Genomic DNA, 5,407 nt, shown 5'->3' on the forward strand with positions numbered 1-5,407 from the left:
TGTCGCGGCTTTTTTTTTGGCGGACCACCGCATGCACCTCACGCTACAATCACCACGATCAACACCGGAGTACACCATGGGCAATGAAGTAAAGCACCGCCGCATCCTGCTCAAGCTTTCCGGTGAAGCGCTGATGGGAGCCGAAGACTACGGCATCGACCCGAAGGTCATTGGCGGCCTGGCCCGCGAAATCATCGAAGTACAGCGCGCCGGCGTGCAGATCGGCGTGGTTATCGGCGGCGGGAATATCTTCCGCGGCGCGGGCCTGGCCAAGGCCGGCATGGACCGCGTCACGGGCGATCACATGGGCATGCTGGCCACGGTGATGAACGCGCTGGCCATGCAGGACGCCATCGAGAAAGCCGGAGGCGATGCGCGCACCATGAGTGCGATCAAGATCAACGAGGTCTGCGAAGACTTCATCCGCCGCCGCGCCGTGCGCCACCTGGAAAAGGGCCGCATCGTGCTGTTCGCCGCCGGCACCGGCAACCCTTTCTTCACCACCGACTCAGCCGCCGCGCTGCGTGCCATCGAAATCGGCGCGGACCTCCTGCTCAAGGCCACCAAGGTGGACGGCATCTACACCGCCGATCCCAAGCGCGACCCCAGCGCCCGCCGCTATGAGCACGTGAGCTACAACCAGGTGATCGAGCAACGCCTGGATGTGATGGACACCGCCGCCATCGCCCTGTGCCGCGACCACAAGATGCCCATGCGCATCTACGACATGACGGTACCGGGCAACCTGATGCGGCTCATGCATGGTGAGCATATCGGCACCCTGGTCGACGCCTCCTGACACCCTGCGCCCCCCGCTTGCTATAATCCCCGGCTACCTTGGCTGGCCGGAATCGCCCCATGATCGACGACATCAAGTCCGACGCCCAGACCCGCATGGGCAAGAGCATCGACTCGCTTCGCCACGACCTCATGCGCCTGCGCACCGGCCGCGCCAGCACGGCCCTGGTCGATGGCCTGAAGGTGCCCTATTACGGCGCGGACACCCTGGTAAACCAGGTGGCCACGGTGTCCCTGGCCGATTCGCGCTCGATCATCATCACGCCGTTCGACAAGAGCCTCGTGGGTCCGATCGAAAAAGCCATCATGGCCTCGGACATTGGCATCACGCCCAATACCGCCGGCACGGTGATCCGCCTGAACATGCCGCCGCTCACCGAGGAGCGCCGCCGGGAGCTTGCCAAGCACGTGGCCGCGGAAGGCGAAAACGCCAAGATTGCCATCCGCAACGTACGCCGCGACGCCTTGCAGCAGATCAAGGAAATGCTGAAGGAAAAGCTCATCACCGAGGACGACGAGCGCCGCGCGGACGACGACGTGCAGAAGCTCACGGACCGCTTCGTGAAGGAAGTGGACCAGGTCTGCAGGACCAAGGAAGAAGAGCTGATGGCGCTCTGAGAAGCGCGCCAGCGGCTTAATTCCTCATGACCGGACCTGCCATCGGGCGCGTGCCGCGCCACCTGGCCATCGTCATGGACGGCAACGGCCGGTGGGCGAAACAACGCCGGCGGCCGCGCAGTTTCGGCCATCGCGCCGGCCAGAAGGCCGTGCGCCAAGCGGTGGAGTTCTGCCTGATGAAGGGTATCGAATCACTCACCCTGTTCGCCTTCTCCAGCGAAAACTGGCAACGGCCACCGACCGAAGTGCGGGCGTTGATGGAGCTGTTCGTGCGCGCGCTCGAGCGCGAGGTCGACCAGCTGCACCAGAATGGCGTGCGCCTCCGCTTCATCGGCAACCTCGACGCCTTCGAGCCGGCCCTGCGCGAGGGCATGCTCAAGGCGATGGGCCATACCCAGGGCAATACGTCCCTGAACATGAACGTGGCGGTGAATTACGGCGGCCGCTGGGACATCGCACAGGCCGCGCAGAAGGCCGCCCAGGCCGTGGCCCGTGGCGAGATCGCAGCCGAGTCCATCGACGAGGCCTGGCTCGGCCAGCACACGTGCCTGGCCGACCAGCCTCCACTCGACCTCTTCATCCGTACGGGCGGCGAACACCGCGTAAGCAATTTCCTGCTCTGGCAGCTGGCCTACGCGGAACTGTATTTCACCGATACCCTCTGGCCCGACGTCGACCAGGCCGTGCTTGCCGACGCCCTGGCCGATTACGCTGGCCGCGAACGACGCTTCGGCCGAACCGGTGCGCAGGTCACGCGCACCTCCAAGGACACCCATGCTTAAGCAGCGCGTCGTCACCGCCCTGGTCCTGCTGCCGATCGTCCTGGCGGTTATCCTGGCCCTGCCCACGCCCTGGTTCGCCCCGGTTGCGGGGCTCGTCTTCCTGGGCGGCGCCTGGGAATGGTGCGCGCTGGCCGGCGTCCGGACGATGGCTTTGCGCGTGGCCTATATCGGCGCGGTCGCGGCGCTTTTCGTGCTGTGCTGGGCCATACGCGGCAACGGCAGCTGGGCCTTCGTGCTGGGCCTGGGCGTGGCCTGGTGGGTGGCCTGCTGCTTCTGGCTGCGGCAGTTCAGCTTCGCCGCCGCCCCGAATGCCGAGAACACCTGGCTGAAGGCCGCGATCGGGGTGCTTGTGGTCGTCACCACCTGGGTCGCGCTGGTCTCGATCCATGGGGGCGGCCCGAATGGACACTACTGGACACTGCTCTCCCTGGTCATCGTCTGGGCTGCCGACACCGGCGCCTATTTCACTGGCCGCTTCTTCGGCAGGCGCAAGCTCGCGCCCACCATCAGCCCGGGCAAGACCTGGGCCGGCGTGTACGGCGCGCTGGTGGCCGGCGCGGCGGTCGCGGTGGGAGGCGGATGGCTGCTGGGCGTGCACGATGCGCGCGTGGCCGGCATGGCGATACTGGGCCTGCTGGTGGTGGGCGCATCGGTGATTGGCGACCTTTTCGAAAGCCTGCTCAAGCGCCATGCCCAGGTGAAGGATTCCGGCACCCTGTTCCCGGGCCACGGGGGCCTGCTCGATCGCATGGATAGTATCTTCGCCGCCCTGCCGGTGTTCGCCGCCGGCAAATTGCTGTTGGGCCTATGAGCAGCATGCGCCACGTCGCGGTCCTGGGCGCCACCGGCTCCATTGGCGCCAGCACGCTCGATGTCATCGCGCGGCACCCGGCACGCTTTACCGCCAGTGTACTGGCCGCCCATAGCAAGGTGGACGACCTGGTCGCCCTTTGCGTGCGTTTCCGGCCCCGGCTTGCCGTGATCGCCGACGCAGCACTGGAGAACGAACTGGCCCGCAAGCTCCGCCATGCCGGCGTGGACTGTGCCGTGGCCGGCGGTCCGGACGCGGTGACGGCCGCGGCGTCCGGTGACCTTTGCGACACCGTGGTCGCCGCCATCGTCGGCGCCGCGGGGCTGGAATCCACGCTCGCCGCGGCTCGCGCCGGCAAGCGCCTGCTACTGGCCAACAAGGAATCCATCGTCATCGCCGGGCCCCTGCTGCTAGCGGCCTTGCGCGAAGGTGGTGGCGACCTGGTGCCGATCGATTCCGAACACAATGCGATCTTCCAGTGCCTGCCCGGCGGTCGCCCGGCACTGGCGGCCGCGGGTGTGCGGCGGATCATCCTCACCGCGTCCGGCGGCCCGTTCCGCGGCCGCACCCGGGCAGACCTGGCGTCCATCACCCCCGCCCAGGCCGTGGCCCACCCGCGCTGGTCGATGGGACCGAAGATCTCGGTGGATTCAGCCACGCTGATGAACAAGGGCCTGGAGGTGATCGAGGCGCATTACCTCTTCGGCGCCGCGCCCGACGACATCCAGGTGCTGGTGCATCCACAGAGCCTGGTGCATTCCCTGGTGGAATACCTCGACGGCTCGGTCCTGGCCCAGCTGGGCAATCCCGACATGCGCACGGCCCTGGCGCATGCGCTGGCCTATCCTGAACGCATCGAGGCCGGGGTCACCCCCCTGGATCTCGCCGCGGCCGGGAAACTGGAATTCGAAGCCCCCGACACCGACACTTTCCGCTGCCTGGCGCTGGCCTTCGCGGCCCTGCGCGCCGGCGGTGACGCCACGGCGATCCTGAACGCCGCCAACGAAGTTGCCGTGGCGGCCTTCCTGGGTGGCACCCTGCACTTCCTGGGCATCCCCGACATCGTCGAGGCGGTACTTGCGGAACTGCCGCCCGAACCCGTGGTCGATATCCCGACCCTCGTGGCACGGGACGGGGCGGCGCGGGCTGCAGCGCGCCGGGTGCTCAGCCGCGCTTACTGCTAATATTGCCCGACACTTACGGCGCTTCCTGATACATGAGTCCATTCTTCGGTTCGATATTCTGGTTGGCCGTCACGCTAGGCGTGCTGGTGACCTTCCACGAGTTCGGCCATTACTGGGTCGCCCGCCGCTGTGGCGTGCGCGTGTTGCGCTTTTCCGTCGGTTTCGGCCGGGCCATATGGCGCCGGGTGGGCCGCGATGGCACCGAATACCAGATTGCCGCCATTCCACTGGGTGGCTACGTGAAAATGCTCGACGCCCGCGAGGGAGACGTCGACCCGGCCGATCACGGCCGTGAATTCACCGCCAAGCCCGTCTGGCAACGCATCGCCATCGTGGTGGCCGGCCCGGCATTCAACCTGCTGTTCACCATCGTCGCGCTGTGGGCCATGTTCATCATCGGCCGACCAGACGCGGCGCCGCTGGTCAGCCCCGATCCCGCGGGCATCGCGGCGCAGGCGGGCCTTCGCGAAGGCGACCGGTTGATCTCGATCAACGGCAACCAGGTCGCCACGTGGAGTACCGCCTTGGAGGCCCTCGCCAACGGCCTGCTCAACCACGAGGCACTGCCCGTGCACGTTCGCGGCCAGGACGGCAGTGAGCGCAACGTGGTGTTGCCCCTCCAAAACCTGGACAGCAGCCAGGATATCGGCAAGGGCTTCGACGCCCTGGGGCTGGATGCCTTCCGCCCGGCGATCGTCGACACCGTGCGCCCCGGCGACCCGGCAGCGCTCGCCGGCGTAAAGGCAGGCGACCTGATCACCTCGGTCAACGGCCAGGCCGTGGGCGATTTCACCGACTTCATGAAACTGCTGCCCAAGGCGGCTGAAAAGAACCCAAGCGTGCAGCTGGGCGTGCACCGCGGCAACCAGAACCTCGCCCTCGCCGTCACCGCCCGCCGCTCCACCGAGGACGGCACCACCCGCTGGATCGTCGGCGTGATGGGCCGCGCCGGCGAGGAAGCCACCGAGCGCTATGCGCCGGTGCCGGCGCTCGGCCAGGCGCTGAAGGCCACCTGGACCAGCACACAGACCACCTTCAACCTGATCGGCAAGATGGTCTCGGGCCAGGCCTCCACCAAGAACCTTTCAGGCGTCGTCGGCATCGCCGAGGCGGCCAACGATTCGGCCGGCCGGGGCGTGGCCTGGTTCCTTAATTTCCTGGCGATGGTGTCCTTAAGCCTTGCCATCCTCAACATGCTGCCGATCCCGGTCTTG

Annotated in this window: 6 protein-coding genes; all 6 read left to right on the forward strand. The window is 67.1% G+C overall.

Annotated elements, in window-relative coordinates; all coding sequences use genetic code 11:
* Positions 1-76 precede the first annotated feature (76 nt).
* Positions 77-799: a UMP kinase gene (gene pyrH / locus VK519_RS07305; RefSeq protein WP_324348612.1), complete on the forward strand. Its 723-nt coding sequence runs from the start codon at positions 77-79 to the stop codon at positions 797-799.
* 59 nt (positions 800-858) lie between these two features.
* On the forward strand, positions 859-1,416 hold the full coding sequence (frr, locus tag VK519_RS07310; RefSeq protein ID WP_324348613.1) for a ribosome recycling factor: 558 nt from the start codon (positions 859-861) through the stop codon (positions 1,414-1,416).
* A gap of 26 nt (positions 1,417-1,442) precedes the next feature.
* Positions 1,443-2,198, forward strand: coding sequence for a polyprenyl diphosphate synthase (gene uppS, locus VK519_RS07315; RefSeq protein ID WP_324348614.1), 756 nt, complete (start codon positions 1,443-1,445; stop codon positions 2,196-2,198).
* A complete protein-coding gene (locus VK519_RS07320) occupies positions 2,191-3,009 on the forward strand; it encodes a phosphatidate cytidylyltransferase (RefSeq protein ID WP_324348615.1) in 819 nt (272 codons plus the stop codon). Before uppS ends, VK519_RS07320 begins: the two co-directional genes overlap by 8 nt.
* A gap of 5 nt (positions 3,010-3,014) precedes the next feature.
* Positions 3,015-4,193 carry a 1-deoxy-D-xylulose-5-phosphate reductoisomerase gene (locus tag VK519_RS07325; RefSeq protein WP_324348616.1) on the forward strand — a complete coding sequence of 393 codons (1,179 nt, stop codon included), beginning with the start codon at positions 3,015-3,017 and terminating at the stop codon, positions 4,191-4,193.
* 32 nt (positions 4,194-4,225) lie between these two features.
* On the forward strand, positions 4,226-5,407 hold a 1,182-nt coding region (gene rseP, locus VK519_RS07330; RefSeq protein WP_324348617.1), incomplete at its 3' end, for an RIP metalloprotease RseP.

It is taken from the genome of Pinirhizobacter sp. (genome assembly GCF_035317885.1).
In the GTDB taxonomy this organism is placed as follows: Bacteria; Pseudomonadota; Gammaproteobacteria; order Xanthomonadales; family Rhodanobacteraceae; genus Pinirhizobacter.